Origin of the sequence: Alteromonas sp. MmMcT2-5 (assembly GCF_022348315.1) — a bacterium.
Taxonomy (GTDB): Bacteria; Pseudomonadota; Gammaproteobacteria; order Enterobacterales; family Alteromonadaceae; genus Alteromonas; species Alteromonas macleodii.
Window position 1 is genome coordinate 20,622 of record NZ_JAKRFB010000005.1, and the last position, 15,471, is coordinate 36,092.

Consider the following 15,471-nt stretch of genomic DNA (forward strand, 5'->3'; position numbering starts at 1 on the left):
CTATGAGACCCTATTGAGTTTCTTCAATAGGGCGGCTCATACCTTTAAGGTGCGACACCACACTGCGGCCTAGTGCACTTAAATCGTAGCCACCTTCTAACATGCTGACTATGCGACCATGGCAACACTCGTCAGCCACTGCGCGAAGTTGTTGGCTTATCCAGAAATAATCGTCTTCCACCAGTCGCAAATGCGCCATAGGATCTTCTGCGTGGGCATCAAAACCCGCTGAGATAAAAATCAGCTCAGGTTGAAAGTTGCGCAATGCGTTAAACCAGTGCTGCACTTTTTCTCTAAATACTTCACCTGTAGAGCCTGCTTCTAGCGGCACAGAAAGAATATTACTTGCCGACACCGGTGAACCACTGTGTGGATAAAAAGGATGCTGGAAACTGCTGCAAAGCATGATGCGTTGATCGCCAGCAACAATTTGCTCGGTACCGTTTCCGTGGTGAACATCAAAATCGATTATGGCAACGCGCTTTAGTTCATAGTTTTGAAGGGCATAGCGCGCAGCTATAACAATGTTATTAAAAATACAGAAGCCCATGGCGCTGTCGTATGTAGCGTGGTGACCTGGCGGCCTTGTCGCGCAGAACGCCTGCCTGTCACTGCCTTCCATAACCCAATCCACCGCATTACATCCCGCACCAGCCGACTCAAGTGCTGCATTTAAGCTGTGTCGCATCAAGCCGGTATCTTCGTCTAACCATGCGACGTTATCCTTGCGTTCGGAATAGAGCGTTTTTTCGTGGTCGCTAAATATGGACTGAGCCGCATGCTCAAATACACTTTTCACATAGTAAGGATCGTGGGCTAGCTTAATATAAGCTTCAGCAATAGGCGTGGCATCAGCGTGCTCACACACCATATCGAGTCCAGAAGACAGTAATTGGTCGTCTATGGCGAACAGGCGATCCGGTGACTCAGGATGATCTTTCCCTAAGTCGTGTTTAGTGCCGTGTTTGCCGCGAAAAATTTTAATTGTCATGCGAGTGATGCCACATCTAGTACTAACTCTATGTCACTGGGGTCGCCAGTGAACTTCCGTTTAAATTGCGCTTGCTCGAAAATGGCAATCATCGGGCTGTTATCGCCACGCACGTAGGCCATCATCTTTGCAATGCCTCGTTTTTTCGCAACGTTGATCAATTCGTTTAGCAGCCTGCTTGCCATCCCCTTCCCTTGCTGGGTTTCACGGGTAACAAACGCTGCTTCACAGGTATTGTCATTTGGATTGAAGTAAAACCGCCCTACTGCGTGAATGGTAATACGGGAGCCTTCTTGCCTCACAATACATAACGCCGCATCTGAGCTTTGATCCACCGACACCAAATTACACGACTTTTCGCGCGACATTTGCTTCGGGTCGTAGTTGTAACGCAGCCTTAGTGTTTCTTTCGTATGGGAGTAAAAGAATTCCTGCAAACGCCTTTCATCGGCGGGGTTCAGCGGGCGCATGTAATAGGTTTCCCCCTGAATATTCAGTTTTTTAAGCTGAATAGCACCCAGCTCAGGAATATCGGTTGGGTACTTTTCCTGATAATGAGGCACCCAATAATGCTGTCTTACTTCTTCTAAGAGCGCTGCACGGAATTTGGGGTGTGCTACACGAATAAGTTCCAATGCACGCTCTCGAATGCTTTTGCCTTTAAGCGATGCTATGCCGTATTCGGTCACCACGTACTGAACATTGCCCCGCGAAGTAACAACACCCGCCCCTTCACTGATACGGGGTGTGATACGGGAAATGGTTTCATTTTTGGCAGTAGAAGGCAGCGCTATAATCGCTTTCCCACCTTTGCTGATAGACGCACCCGTTACGAAATCAACCTGCCCGCCTATGCCACTGTAAAAGTCGTAGCCCAATGAATCGGCCACCACCTGACCGGTTAAATCCACTTCAAGCGCACTGTTAATGGCAACCATATTATCGTTCTTGGCAATATTGGTGGGTTTGTTTACGTAGCTACTTGGATAAAACTCGATGTGAGGGTTGCTGTCGATTAAATCGTAAAGCTGGCGAGTACCAATAGCAAAGCTAGTAACAATTTTACCGGGGTGGAAAGTCTTCTTCTTGTTGGTGATAGCACCCGACTCCAACAGTTCAATAATACTGTCGGTGAGCATTTCGCTGTGAATGCCTAGGTCTCTGTGGTTACACAGATATTTAAGGGTGGCACTCGGTATTTTCCCAATACCAAATTGCAGCGTTGCACCATCATCCACCAGCATTGAAACATACTGACCAATTCTCTCTGCCACCGAATCGATAGGCGGCGGCGTTACTTCCACAAGCGGCTCTTCGGCTTCAATGCAGGCCGTTATTTCGCTGATATGAATATAAGAGTGCCCGGCGGTTCTTGGCACCTGAGGATTAATTTGAGCAATGACCTTTTTGCTTTGTCTGATTGCCGACATAGCAATATCCACAGCAGGACCTAGTGAGCAATAGCCGAATTCATCGGGTGGGCTTACGTTAACCAGCGCAGCATCCAGTGCTAGCGTACCGTCGCTAAATAAGCTTGATATTTCAGACAGGAAAACGGGGGTATAGTCAGCGCGGCCCTCATCGACCGCCTTACGCATGGCTTCGCCACCAATGAAGAATGTATTCGCTTTAAAGAGGTTTTTATACTCTTCTTTCACCCATCGGGTGTCGCCTAAAGCCAGCATATGAACCAGCTCGATGTCGCTAAACCCTTCGCTGTTATCAATGAGATGCTGCACTAGTGCATGCGGCACCGAGGCATTTCCGCCAACAAAGACACGGCAACCAGACTTTATCAGCGACGACCATTGTGGCGCTTGAGGTAAACTAAATGTCATTTCCATCTGCCCTGTTTTAAGCAATAACTCATCATGCCATAAAAACAGGCGCTTTCCCGCATTTGCTTAAGCGTGAACTATAAGCGATTGGTCGTAGGCTTACCGATTCATCATTAGTATCGAAATTTTTCCAACCAATTTCTGAAAAACGGAGAAATAACAGATTTGCTATTCGCTAGGCGATGGCCGTCATTAAGTAACAAGAGCTGAGCTTTTTGATGGCGCGCATACTTTAAGCTATTTTCGATAGGCACGATATCGTCATTCCAGCCGTGCACTAGGCTCACGTAGCCGTCGTAGGGGAACCGTTGAATTTCGTAGTTTGGCAAATACAGTGCAGGAGCCATAAGGAATACGCCTCGTGCCGAGATTTGGCTTGCTGCGGCAAGTGATACATAGCCGCCCATGCTTGAGCCAACCAGAACAACATCATTGCACTTTTCAGCAATAAACTCTTTAAGTCGCGCTAGGCGAGCTTCCGGGCAGTCGAGATCTTGATAATCAATACTCTCTACGCCAAAACCCATATCGCTCGCTACATTTGAAAGCGTTGTTATTTTACTGCCCCATGGACCGCTTTCTTTGCCGTGAGAAAAAACAACGGTGGTCATTACCGATATCCCTATTCAAAAATGAAAAGTTTTTCCCACTCTAGCGCACTTGCTTGTTACTTGTCTTCCCTGTGAAAGAGTTTTTCTACCAGCACATAGAACATGGGCACGAAGAAAATCGCCAAGAAGGTAGCGGCGAACATACCACCCATAACCGCAATACCTATTGCATTTTGGCTGGCTGCGCCTGCTCCGCTAGCTAGTGCTAACGGCGTTACTCCCAAAATAAACGCCATTGACGTCATTAGAATTGGGCGGAAACGCTGAGAGGCTGCATTTGAAACCGCAGTCATTAAATCTTCGCCGTTTTCGTACTGTTCTTTTGCAAATTCGACAATAAGAATAGCGTTTTTCGCCGCCAAACCTACGGTAGTCAAAAACGCTACTTGCAGGTACACATCGTTCGGCAAGTTGAAAATAAACGCAGCGGTTACAGAGCCGAGAATACCCAAAGGCACCACTAACATAACGGCGAATGGCACAGACCAGCTTTCGTACAGGGCCGCTAAGCACAAGAAAACAATCAAGATTGATAGTGCGTAAAGCATAGGCGCTTGCGAGCCTGCTTCTTGCTCTTCATAAGATAGGCCTGACCATTCAATTGCGAAGCCTGGCGGTAACTGCTCAACCAATTTCTGCATTTCAGCCATTGCTTCACCCGAAGAGATACCTTCAGCAGCACTACCTTGAATATTGACAGACGACACGCCGTTAAAACGCTCTAACTTAGGTGAGCCATACACCCATTCAGTGGTCGAGAACGTGTTAAACGCCACCATCTCGCCGTCGCTGTTGCGAACAAACCACTTATCCAAGTCTTCAGGGGTCATGCGATGAGGCAAATCTGCCTGCATGTAAACACGCTTTATTCGACCTTTATCAATAAAGTCATTTACATAGCTGGACCCCCACGCTATTTGAAGCGCGTTATTGATCTCACTTAAATTCAATCCAAGTGCCGACGCTTTCTCGCTATCAATATTGATTTTAAATTGAGGTACGTCACTTAAACCATTGGGGCGAACGCCAGCCAGCTTTGGATTCTGCGCTGCCATGCCCAACAGCTGATTACGCGCATTCATCAGCGCTTCGTGACCATTTCCACCACGGTCGACCAGCTGCATATCAAAGCCCGTTGCATTACCTAGTTCCATGATAGGCGGAGGCACTATAGGAAAGGCTGAGGCATCTTGAATTTGGCTAAACGCGCCAAAAGCTCGGTTCATCACTGCAAACGCAGAATTATTTTCGTCTCTTACGCTCCAGTCGTTGAAGTTTAAGAAAGCCATACCCGCGTTTTGCGCCTGACCCGCAAAGCTAAAGCCCACAACCGCGAACATGCCGTTAACCGCGTCTTGTTCTTGTTCAAGAATATAGTCTTCCACTTGCTTGATAGACTCGAGCGTACGGCCAGCTGTTGCACCAGGCGGTGTGCTTACCAACACCATCATACGCCCTTGGTCTTCATCTGGAAGAAACGCGCCAGGAAGCTGGCTGAAAATAAATGCCATACCACCTACCAGCAAACCATAAACAACGAAATAGCGCTTAAAGCGTTGCGCCATGTGAGTTGTTGTCTTTTGATAGCGATCGCGGCCTTTGTTAAACGTGCGGTTAAACCAGCCAAAGAAGCCTTTGTTCTTGTCATGGTTTTCCGGATGCTTTTTCAATAACGTGGCGCACAAAGACGGTGAAAGGACAATGGCGACCAATACCGAAAATGCCATAGCCGACACGATAGTAACCGAGAACTGACGATAAATAGCGCCTGCTGAGCCGCTGAAGAACGCCATTGGGATAAATACCGTTGAAAGCACGGCCGCAATACCAACAAGTGCACCTGTGATTTGAGTCATCGACTTTTTAGTGGCTTCGGCAGGTGAGAGACCTTCCTCTTCCATAATACGTTCAACGTTTTCCACCACCACGATGGCATCATCTACGAGCAGGCCGATAGCAAGTACCATAGCAAACATGGTTAGCACGTTAATACTAAAGCCAAATGCCAGTAGCACAGCAAAGGTGCCGAGCAATACCACTGGCACCGCAATGGTAGGGATTAACGTTGCACGCCAGTTTTGAAGGAACAGTAGCATCACCAAGAATACCAGTACTACCGCTTCAATAAGCGTATGAACTACCGACTCGATAGAAAGCTCGATAAAAGGAGAACTATCAACCGGGTAAACCACTTTAACTGTATCTGGCAAATTCGAGCGCAGTTCTTCAACTCGGGCTTTTACTGCCTTAATGGTATCTAGTGCGTTTGCGCCAGAGGCAAGGCTTATCGCCATACCTGATGCAGGCTTGCGATCGTATCGAACAATAACGTCGTAGCTTTGCGCACCCAGTTCAACACGCGCAACGTCACGCACGCGAACCTGAGAACCATCGGTATTTACGCGAAGTACGATGTTTTCAAAATCTTCAACGGTTTGAAGGCGACTCTGCGCTTGAATTGTCGCGTTGATTTGCTGATTTTCTATTGCAGGCATACCACCTAGTTGACCAGCAGACACATCAGTATTTTGTACCTGAACAGCGCCTTGAACGTCAGTAGGTGTAAGATTGTAGCTGTACAGTTTATCTGGATCTAACCATATACGCATTGAACGCTGCGCACCGAATACCCGTACATTTCCCACACCATTAACACGGGAAATCGGGTCGCGAAATTGAGAAACTAACAGATCGCTCAGGTCATATTGCGTCATTGAGTCGTCTTCAGAATAGAAGCCAACTGCCAATGCAAATGCGCTATTTGCTTTAGTTACGGTTACCCCTTGTTGCTGTACCTGAGTAGGCAACAGCGGCAGTGCACCCTGCACCTTATTCTGAGTTTGTACTTGCGCAATATCAGGGTCAGCACCAGGCTCAAAAGTGAGCGTAATAGACATGCTGCTGTTCGAACTGCTTGCCGAGAAATAACGTAGGTTATCAATTCCCGTCAGGCTTTGTTCTATTACCTGAGTAACCGAGTTCTCTACGGTTTCTGCAGATGCTCCAGGATACGTTGCTGAGATAGTCACCGAGGGCGGTGCCACCTTGGGATATTGTTCAATGGGGAGTGAGGTAATTGCCAGCACACCCGCCATCATTGTGATAATTGCCAGCACCCATGCAAACACGGGCCTGTCTATAAAGAAACGAGCCATATTACTTAAATCCCTTGTTTGCTATCGTGAGCCACGTGATGATGGTTGCCACTCTGACGGATTAACTTTCGCGCCAGGCTTCACCTTCTGATATCCAGTTACAATTACCTTTTCGCCTTCGCTCACACCGCTTAGGGCAACATATTGGTCTCGATAGATTTTGCCTATTTCCAAGGTACGACCTTCTACTTCGTTGTTCTGGTTAACAACATAAACTGAAAGCGAACCGTCTGGTTGGCGTGTCGTTGCGCGTTGAGGAACAAGCAGCGCATTTTCGCGTCCAGTAATGACGTGGCCTTTCACAAACAAGCCAGGCAGCAATACGCCATCTGGATTTGGCATTTCAGCACGAAGTGTTACAGACCCTGTGGTCTCATCAACCGTTACCTCAGAAAATTTAACGCTGCCTGTTTGGTCGTAACGCTTGCCTGTTACTTCATCTACCGTTAATTCAACATCCATCGAACCTTGGTTTCTCATTGACTGACGAAGCGTAATAATTGACGCACCTGACTCCTGCATATCAATGAAAACTGGGTCAAGCTGTGTAATGGTTGCAAGTTGCTGAGATTGGTTCGTAGTAACAAGGGTACCTTCAGTAACAAAAGAGCGGCTAATACGTCCGCTGATTGGGGCGTACACTTTGGTGTAACCCATGTTAACCTTCGCTACGTCAACAGCTGCCTCAGCTACGCTAATTGCCGCTTGCGCTTGATCTTTCTGAGCAATTACGTCGTCATATTCTTGTTTGCTTACCGCGTTTTGCGCAACAAGGTCGTCATAGCGTCGCGCCTTTGCTTCCAACGTTTTAAGGTTCGCTTGAACGCTTTTCAAATCGGCTTTTGCGCTATTTAACTGTGCTAGATAACGGGCTTCGTCAATTTGATAAAGCTGCTGTCCTTTTTCTACATGTGCGCCTTCTTCAAACAAGCGCTCCGTAATAACACCATCTACCTGAGGACGCACCTGAGATTGACGAGACGGGCTTACTCGGCCCGGTAACACCATTTCATGTACTACAGGTTCTTGTTTCAGTGTAACTACCGATACTGAGGGTGCAGGCATACCTTGCTGAGCACCTTGCTGTGCTTGCTCGCCTTCATTCGAACACCCAATAACGCCGACAAGGGTTATTAATGCTGCAGTAACATAAAAAATGCGACTCATAAATTTTCTATTTCCCAATAACTTTTTGTACAGAACACGGCCTTTGCTCTGCATATCCAATTTTAAAATTAAAGCTTATTGCTTCCAGTGCACCGAATTATCTAGCGCATTTCAAAGCCTGAAACTGCGATAATTGGTTTTGAAGTGGCATAGTTAAGCGATCATTGATACGGATCTACGCTCTTATAGGTCATATTGTGCGCATTTATAGATGATAATAAAAGTCAATGAAGTTGAAATTACTGAAGTTGTCGGTCAAATACCTGAGCGTGTATACGTTATACGAATAAAGCGAAATCACAATGCACTTAACGTTCTATTTTAACGAATAATAACCCAGCAATAACTGGTAGGCGTGAATGACGTCTTGGGCTTCCTGTTGCGTTCCTCCCTTATCAGGGTGAACCAACTGCAGGGCTTTTTTATATACTCGTTTTAGTACCGACAAAGAAACATGTTCATCTTGGGGCAGGCCCAGAAGCGCGTGGGCATCAGCAATATCTTCCTGCTCAAAGGTGTGCGCGTTTCCTGAGGCCATGCGATGCCAAAACGCATTGAGCAGTGCATCTACACTTTTTCTGTCGGCCTTCTCAAAATTGCCCCAGTCTAAGTAGTATTCAGCTAAGGCATCAGCTTCGGTTATTGCTCCAACCTTATCTTGGCTTTCTTTATCATTGTCGCTGTGGGCACTTTCTTGGTTTAGCTTAATATTAAGAGTATGAATGTCTAGCACGCCTTCGCCCTGCTCTATCCAACTTCGTTTAAGTTGATAAAGGGCGTGAAACACAATGAAATGGGTTTTAAAGAGCATTAAAGGCTCTCGTAACGAAGCGTCATCAAAAAATTGATATGGCGCTTTTTTCAGAATTTCAATGAGCTCATACTCGCTTACACCACGTTGAAAAAGCGGCTTTTGTGTCGATAACGTATCAACAAGTAGTTCGGCTTGAAGCACGTAAGCTTCGCTGGCATCAGGCTGATTTTGCAAAACCAATTACCTTGCTTTAAATAGGGTTCATCCAGGGCTCGCTGGTCATTGATGTACGTTAAAGACCAGCAGGCCCTAGTGTACAAACATGTTAAATATTGGCCTAGTACCGACTTTATTGCTAGAAAGTAATCCAAAACGCAACGTTCACGGTTAAAGTAGCTTAGTAAAAATAAAATAATAACTTTGGAGCCCACTTGAAAGCACTCATTGCCCTCACCAGCATTGTCGGGTTTCTTATGTTGTTCTACCCGGCCCCCTTTATCAGTATGCCGGTGAGCATGATGAGTAAAGCCAGCGCAGTTCCTCCAATCCATAACATTACTACCGATGTCACTAATCCGCCGGAATTCGTTGCAATTACACCGCTATGCGAAGGTGCGCCTAACTCCATCGCTTATGAAGGCGGTGAAGTCACTAAGCTAACGGGCTTTTTTGTAATTGGACCTAACTTTAGTGGGCCAACTTTAAGACAACGACTCCTGCAACAATAAGTGCTACGCCGAAATATCGTGCCAATGACGAGGGGTCGCCATAAAACATAACACCCACTAAAAATGTTCCCGCGGCGCCTATTCCTGTCCACACAGCGTACGCCGTTCCAATTGGAATTTGTTTTTGCGCCATCCATAAACAAAAACCACTGGCAGCCATAAACCCAACCGCAAGTAAAATACCCATTACGCGGGTTTCCGCCTCTTGTGACATTTTTAGCCCAACAGGCCAACCAATTTCCAGAAGGCCCGCCACAATCAAATAAATCCAGCTCACCAGTCTATCCCTCTCTTCGCGCTCATCGTCAACTATCACAGATGCGTAGCGTACCGTCTTAAATCATAAAGCGTACTCGACGCGTCGTAATATTTTGCTATTTAGCGCTTTTGCCTTACAAACTCGCCAACTGAATACTTACCATACCTAATACCGCAGCATTAAGACGGTTAAACCAACGCCAGAAATTAGGGCGCTGCATATGGTGCGCAAAACGTGCGGTTAAGGTACTCAAACCTACGAACCAAACTACAGATGCACCAATAGCTCCACCCACAAACCACCATTTATTTTCTTGCCACTGACTAGCTAAGTTTCCCATCAATAATAAAGTGTCTAAGTAAAAGTGGGGATTTAACCAAGTTACTGCCAAGGCTATGAGCAGTGCTTTTTTGAACGACAGTTGCTTTTTCGCCATTTCTAAAACAAGCGCGTCGTTGGCCAAAGATGATTTTATTTTGTTAAAAGCAATCCACAATAAGAACGCAACACCAGCCCATTTGGTGATAGACACCAGCATTGGGTATTCCTGCAACAGCAAGCCAAAGCCCATCGCACCTAAGCTTATTGAGATAGCATCGCTTAGGATAAACAGCAGGACAAATAAGGTTGTCCACTGTCGCTTCATCGATTGCTCAATCAAAAAACTGTTTTGTGCGCCTACTGCAATAATTAGGGTACCGCCCATCACGAAACCACTCGTTGCTGCCGCCAACATGATAAATGCCTCTTAGTGTAAATAAGTTCAAACGCCATAGCTGTAACGCGGTTTAAGGTTACATGCTGAATAATTGGCTTGATTTTATACACCTTGAAAGACTAAATTAAATTAAATTAATGATATTTGTTTTGAATAAGCAAAATTAATACTTATAACCTTCTTTTCACAGGTAGTCATTAATGTTGGATTACGACGCGCTTCGATGCTTTCATGAAGTGTTACGCTACGGCGGATTTGAAAAAGGTGCACAGGCCCTAAACCTCACCCAGTCGGCGGTATCGCAAAAAATAAAACGGCTAGAGCAGAGTGTGGGCGGCCCAGTGATGGTTCGCACCAAGCCACTTCGCGCTACGCCACTAGGAAAAGAGCTTCTTGCTCATATTCAAAAAGTAAGCGTATTAGAAGAAGCGCTGAATATACAAAGTGGATTAGAAGCGTCGGCTGCACCTATAAGCGTTGCCGTGAATAACGATGTCCTAGCCACCTGGTTCTCGCAAGTAATGGCCGCGTTTAGTGATAAGCGTGCCAACCCGATTCATATTGTTAATGCGGATCAAACTCAAACCCGAGATATATTGCAGCAAGGCCGTGTTATGGCTTGTATCAGCCAAACAGGTACACCCGTTACCGGTGGGCAATCTATAAGACTGGGGACTATGCGCTATCAACTTTATGCATCGCCTCGCTTCATTGAGCGATACCTGCATAAAGAAATATCACCCCAGAGCGTGATGAGTACACCGGGCTTGCTGTACGACGAATACGATGTGACTTTGCTGACTGATTATCAACGAGAGTGTTTGAACATAGCCCCCTCTTTTACAACTTGTCATTGGTATCCATCGTCCCATGGCTTTGTCAAAATGGCGCTTGATGGCGTGGTGTGGGCTTTGCTACCTACGCTTCAAGTTGAACAAGAGGTTAACAAAGGCGATCTCGTTCCGTTATTTCCTCAAAAAGAGCTTGGTGTACCGTTATTTTGGCATTGGACAACCCTTGAATCGGCAGCGCTTGCCGACTTGACCAAAGCCGTAAAGAATATAGCGAAAGCGCAGCTTAAATGACCCTAATACACTGCGTGTGTGATACGTTGCTGGAAGGTTAATTAAGAAGACGCCAATTGAGCCGTCTTATGCTTCTCCTTAACGCTGTACATCAGTTTATCTGCTTTATTTAACAGAGTGGTGAGATCTTTGCAGCGTTCATTTGTGATGTATGTGCCTACGCTTGCCGTAACAGAAATAACAACGTTATCGGTTCTAATATCCCTTTCCAGAAGACTGGCTTCTATGCGCGCAGCCAAGCGCTCAGATTGTCCTTCACTGTAACAGTGGCTTAGCACCACAAATTCATCGCCACCAAGGCGTCCTACTGCATCTTGGTCTCGGCATCGGCTCAGCAGAATTTTAGCAATAACCTGCAGCACTTTATCGCCGCAATGGTGCCCGTAATGATCATTAATCTCCTTGAAGTTATCAACGTCGATAAATAGCAAGGTCAAATATCCTCCTTCCTTGTTGAAGTTAGTAAGCAGGCTTTGTGCTATTCCTTCCCATCCACTGCGGTTTAGCACTTTACACAAGGAATCTGTAGACGCACGTTTGAATGCACTAAGCCTGTCGTCATCGAGCTTTTTTACTTTTCTCGACGTGGCAATAGCAAAAATAAACGCTTCAATAGTTATTCCCACAATAAGTCCGTAGCGGTACATAAACGCTGACACATCTGAAAAAACCAATCGAAACATCATGGAAAACACCATGACAGCAATACCCATTAATACTAAGTTTGAGCAATGTACTTCGCGGTAGGCGGCGTAAACACAGCTTGATAGCGTACAGGTCATTGTTATCAGCGTGATAAGACTTAGCGTACTATTTACTCTCATCGCATCAGAAGTGGACAGAATGATCTGCACAAATGAAAGTGCCAGTGCCGAACACGCCATTCCCAGAATAAACTGGCGCTGCCATACTTTTAGCAGTGCTTTGAAATCGAGTAGTTGATCAAGAAACTTTACCGCAGCAAATACCGTGATCCCTGCGAATAACAGATGCAGTTTAAAGTTCGAGAAAAAGGCGACATGGGGAAACGCAATGTTCAGTAACCCTTCTTGAAGCAAAAAGAAAATTGCCGCACTGAGCACATAGAAACTGTAGGAGTAAAAGCCGTAGTTGCGCATACTCGTTCCCAGCATTCCTACGTACAAGGTTAACGCTAAGCAAAAGCCGATGAACAAGCTTAATGTGAAGGTATGTATTGACGCCAACGTCTGAAAATCATTTAACGTAGCGATATTTAGCCTGACAGGTCGCTGTACCTGAGAGTTAATATCCAAAAATAGACGCTTATGGGTATTATCTATTGCATAGGACTCAAATGCGCCGGTTAACTTGGGGACTTTTTGCATCTCGCTGTCATACAGCTGATTATAAGAAAGGTAGTTTCTTGGGAAATAGAGAACGTGAGTCGCGTTGACATCGCAGCTTAACGAAAGTCGCTGTGCACCTTCTTTAAGTACGATAGACAGAGCACTATCGGTATCAGTATCAGAAGTACCATTTTCAGCATTAATGACGCACGCTGCATTGGCAAACGTGCCGAACGTCAGCAAAATCAACCCAAACAACAAGCGAACAAAATTACGCGACACTCCACATGCCATAGATTTGCTTCCTACTGGTACCGCAGCTAAATCCGTGTAGCAAAAATATCCCTGTACGGCTATTACACAAAGATGAGTTATGAGTATTTATATTCTGGTATAAAAACTCACACCCATTAAGCTTAGTTTAAAAATGTGAGAACGCTGAAAAATGTCCTGCGGAATGACAAGAAATGTATATTTTTCCTATGCGGAGTTAGCTGCTAGCGCCGTCGAAGGAAAAATCAATACCACTAACACCATTTAATTTGGGCTTTGCGAACAAGAACCCCTGAAATCTTTGTACACCCGCATGCTGCAACCACAGCCACTCATCAATCGTTTCGACGCCTTCTACCACCAAGGGAATTCCCATAGAGTTGGCAAACTCGAGTACAGCCTCGGTTATTGCTTGTCGATGCCCGCTTTCGTGAATGCCTGTCGTTATTTTTCTATCTAATTTAATTTTGTCTGGTGTGAAGTCTGCGAGTAACGATAACCCTGCGTACCCTGCGCCGAAGTCATCTATAGCGACTCTCATGCCTTGTGAACGGATCTGCTCTATTGCTTGGTAAAATGTGTCACTTTCGCTGATTATTTCTGTTTCGGTAACTTCGATAACAAGCTGCTGTGGTTTCAATTTATTGCGTTTAACCAATTCGTGAAGGTAGTCTGCGACGTTGACGGTGGAGGTAATCGCTCCGGGGCATAAATTGATGGATAAAGACTGGTCTGAAGATAGCAACGCAGCGCCTTGCTTAATTGCTATAGCTTTGCTTTTCAGGTCAAAATCGTACTTTTCCGGCCCAACCAGCTCCTCCAAAATAGTCTCAGGGTATCTCCCATCGTTACTTCTGATTAGGGCTTCAATTGAAGAGACACGAGCTCTGTAGGTATCCACAATAGGCTGAAAGGCAAACTGAATGTCAGAGTTTTCGAAGGGTTTAACTGCTTTTTCTGACGTCGTAACGTTAGCTCTTACGTCTTTGCGCGCGTTATCACTTAAACAAGTTCGCCATTTCCCAGAAGCAAAGCTGTTGAGAAGCGCAAATATCCGGCTTTCCCGGCTAATATTAATGTCCGAAGGTAACCAATAGCAGCGGCTTCCTTCTGCGACAGAAAGCGTTCTTAAATGCCAATCTCCAAAATCGCGTTTGTGAATGACCATTTCGGTCACTTTCATAATGTTGCTGTGACGACTGTCTGTTTTTATATGTTCGAAAAGCGCGTTTACCTTCTCACAATCTCCTTCAAGCACTTGAAAGAAGTATTCCCCATCAAACAAAAGAATACCTGTAATGTGGTTTTTCGCATTAAATGGCAGTGAATCGTTTGTTATTTTAAGAAGTTCATTTTCATCAATTTTTACCGTCGACTGACTTCTGTAAACTAACTGCTTAAGCACGGGTTGCCTCTTGTTAAACTTTGTTTTCATCCCTGCTTCGAACTAGCTGCAACCTCTTTTTACAGCTTTTTCATCATAGTGTGGGGCAAAGTATAGTCTTAGAAACGAGAATCTCGCAAAGTCGGTTTAGGTAACTTTGCTTAACTTAAATTAACGTCTTTCAATGGCGGGAATCTCAATATATGCATCGGGATCAGATTCTTTTAGCGCATTAAGTTTACGTTTTCTTGTCGCTCGCTCATCAATAGTTTCACCAAAAACCTGTACATGTAAGTCGGCAATCAGCGCCTTGCCCTGTTCATTGGTAATTATCCCTAGAAGCTCGCCAGCGTGCATAAACCCTTGTACCCGATATTTCTCAGCATCGACCTTTTTACCGTTTTTGCTGGCTGTATAAAGCGCGATAAGCTGTTCGGTACAAGCATCTAAAAAACGTACCTTCTGTTTCTCATCAATCATTATTTTATTCTTTCCTTCGGTGGCTTGTATTCAGACACCTTAGCGAGATTTTGATGTTATGGGTAGATGTAAGCTTAACTATGCCCCTAACGCCGACTAAGTTAGGCCTATCGATTACTTCAACTAAAGTTCATTGGTGAAATAGCCATTTGATGCCTACGCTCTCATTAGTGCTAGAAAGAAACTTTCTAGGTAGTCACCGTTAAATTTATGTGAGCATCACTATGCGAGTTCAAATAGCGTTAGGCTTGGTTGCGGCCTTAGTATTTGCCCCCGTTGTTGTTGCAAAGGGAAATGCTCATCATTGGGAAACGTCACCCCATCATTTATCTGCATTGGTAGGTACCACTTACACAAAAGAGTGCGGAAACGCTTTTACACTAGGTATCGATTACGAATACCGTGTGAGCGACTTTTTAGGCGTAGGCTTTGTGGCTGAATACGCGTTTGAAGACTTAGACGCTTATACCTACTTGCTTGTTGCTGACCTGCACATTACCAATAATTTTATTGCACAAATAGGCCCCGGCGTTGAGTTCCACGGCAGCCATAAAATGGAGGTGGCCCGGTTAGGCTTTTTGTATGAGTTTGAAGTATCGGGGGTTACCATATCGCCGCAGCTTCATTACGACTATCATCGAAATCATAAAAGTGCAGTGGTTGCTGGTCTAGCAATTGGTATGTCGTTTTGATTACAGCGCAATTCTGCGCCGTTTTTAGC

Annotated in this window: 13 protein-coding genes and 1 pseudogene; 3 read left to right on the top strand and 11 right to left on the bottom strand. The window is 45.4% G+C overall.

Translation table 11 applies throughout. From position 1 onward, the window contains the following. Window positions 1–10: 10 nt before the first annotated feature. The 6 genes from MHN09_RS04725 to MHN09_RS04750 all read right to left on the bottom strand — a co-directional run bounded on the left by MHN09_RS04725 (window position 11) and on the right by MHN09_RS04750 (window position 8,750). Complete coding sequence (locus MHN09_RS04725; protein ID WP_239239386.1) at window positions 11–991, bottom strand: histone deacetylase family protein; 981 nt, start codon at window positions 989–991, stop codon at window positions 11–13. Next, the gene (locus tag MHN09_RS04730; RefSeq protein WP_239239389.1) at window positions 988–2,829 is read right to left on the bottom strand and encodes a bifunctional acetyl-CoA hydrolase/transferase family protein/GNAT family N-acetyltransferase; all 1,842 of its coding nucleotides are present in this window, start codon (window positions 2,827–2,829) and stop codon (window positions 988–990) included. The genes MHN09_RS04725 and MHN09_RS04730 overlap by 4 nt, the downstream gene beginning before the upstream one ends. A 113-nt stretch (window positions 2,830–2,942) precedes the next feature. Next, window positions 2,943–3,440: an alpha/beta hydrolase gene (locus MHN09_RS04735; RefSeq protein WP_014947828.1), complete on the bottom strand. Its 498-nt coding sequence runs from the start codon at window positions 3,438–3,440 to the stop codon at window positions 2,943–2,945. A gap of 56 nt (window positions 3,441–3,496) precedes the next feature. After that, window positions 3,497–6,595, bottom strand: coding sequence for an efflux RND transporter permease subunit (locus MHN09_RS04740; protein ID WP_014947827.1), 3,099 nt, complete (start codon window positions 6,593–6,595; stop codon window positions 3,497–3,499). 21 nt (window positions 6,596–6,616) lie between these two features. Then, on the bottom strand, window positions 6,617–7,762 hold the full coding sequence (locus MHN09_RS04745; protein ID WP_014947826.1) for an efflux RND transporter periplasmic adaptor subunit: 1,146 nt from the start codon (window positions 7,760–7,762) through the stop codon (window positions 6,617–6,619). 316 nt (window positions 7,763–8,078) lie between these two features. After that, the gene (locus tag MHN09_RS04750; protein WP_239239391.1) at window positions 8,079–8,750 is read right to left on the bottom strand and encodes a DNA-J related domain-containing protein; all 672 of its coding nucleotides are present in this window, start codon (window positions 8,748–8,750) and stop codon (window positions 8,079–8,081) included. Window positions 8,751–8,947: 197 nt separating this feature from the next. On the opposite strand from MHN09_RS04750, the pseudogene MHN09_RS04755 reads away from it, so the two are divergent. Next, window positions 8,948–9,172, top strand: a pseudogene (locus MHN09_RS04755) (DUF1499 domain-containing protein); the annotation flags it as partial. A gap of 31 nt (window positions 9,173–9,203) precedes the next feature. Here MHN09_RS04755 and MHN09_RS04760 read toward each other — a convergent pair. Continuing rightward, window positions 9,204–9,521 (bottom strand): multidrug efflux SMR transporter, encoded by a 318-nt coding sequence (locus tag MHN09_RS04760; RefSeq protein ID WP_014947823.1) that lies wholly within the window; start codon window positions 9,519–9,521, stop codon window positions 9,204–9,206. A gap of 115 nt (window positions 9,522–9,636) precedes the next feature. Further along, window positions 9,637–10,239: a LysE family transporter gene (locus MHN09_RS04765; RefSeq protein WP_014975330.1), complete on the bottom strand. Its 603-nt coding sequence runs from the start codon at window positions 10,237–10,239 to the stop codon at window positions 9,637–9,639. A gap of 182 nt (window positions 10,240–10,421) precedes the next feature. On the opposite strand from MHN09_RS04765, the gene MHN09_RS04770 reads away from it, so the two are divergent. Continuing rightward, entirely contained in the window at window positions 10,422–11,306 is an 885-nt protein-coding gene (locus MHN09_RS04770; RefSeq protein WP_239239394.1) for an ArgP/LysG family DNA-binding transcriptional regulator, read from the top strand. Window positions 11,307–11,347: 41 nt separating this feature from the next. On the opposite strand, the gene MHN09_RS04775 is transcribed toward MHN09_RS04770, so the two are convergent. The 3 genes from MHN09_RS04775 to MHN09_RS04785 form a co-directional block, all read right to left on the bottom strand. Continuing rightward, complete coding sequence (locus MHN09_RS04775; protein WP_231514228.1) at window positions 11,348–12,895, bottom strand: diguanylate cyclase; 1,548 nt, start codon at window positions 12,893–12,895, stop codon at window positions 11,348–11,350. A gap of 208 nt (window positions 12,896–13,103) precedes the next feature. Then, complete coding sequence (locus MHN09_RS04780; protein ID WP_049587137.1) at window positions 13,104–14,291, bottom strand: diguanylate phosphodiesterase; 1,188 nt, start codon at window positions 14,289–14,291, stop codon at window positions 13,104–13,106. A gap of 150 nt (window positions 14,292–14,441) precedes the next feature. After that, a complete protein-coding gene (locus MHN09_RS04785) occupies window positions 14,442–14,750 on the bottom strand; it encodes a hypothetical protein (RefSeq protein ID WP_014975326.1) in 309 nt (102 codons plus the stop codon). A 224-nt stretch (window positions 14,751–14,974) separates the two neighbouring features. On the opposite strand from MHN09_RS04785, the gene MHN09_RS04790 reads away from it, so the two are divergent. After that, window positions 14,975–15,442, top strand: a complete 468-nt coding sequence (locus tag MHN09_RS04790) for a hypothetical protein (RefSeq protein WP_014947817.1) — start codon at window positions 14,975–14,977, stop codon at window positions 15,440–15,442. The last annotated feature ends 29 nt before the right edge of the window (window positions 15,443–15,471 follow it).